The organism is Cobetia sp. SIMBA_158 (genome assembly GCF_046566945.1).
In the GTDB taxonomy this organism is placed as follows: Bacteria; Pseudomonadota; Gammaproteobacteria; order Pseudomonadales; family Halomonadaceae; genus Cobetia; species Cobetia amphilecti.
Map to the genome: position 1 here is coordinate 1 of NZ_JAWJYL010000904.1, position 245 is coordinate 245.

At 63.3% G+C, this 245-nt stretch carries 1 protein-coding gene; it reads left to right on the forward strand.

Translation table 11 applies throughout. The features are described from left to right. On the forward strand, positions 1-245 hold a 245-nt coding region (locus tag R2R70_RS22445; RefSeq protein ID WP_410979264.1), incomplete at both ends, for a condensation domain-containing protein.

Here is a 245-nt window from a genome sequence, read left to right on the forward strand (position 1 = left end):
GTCGAGGTCATCGATTTGCAGGAAGCCGAGGACCGGGATGCGCAGGTCATGTCGATCACCGAGCGCGAACGGCTCGCGCCGATGGATCTCGGCACCGGCCCGCTGTTCCGCGTCAAGCTGCTCAGGCTCTCGGAAGTTCGCCACGTCTGCATCTGCACGATGCATCACATCGTGACCGACGGCTGGTCGACGGAGGTGCTGCTCGACGACCTGTCGAAGATCTATGACGCGTTGGTCCAGCGTCG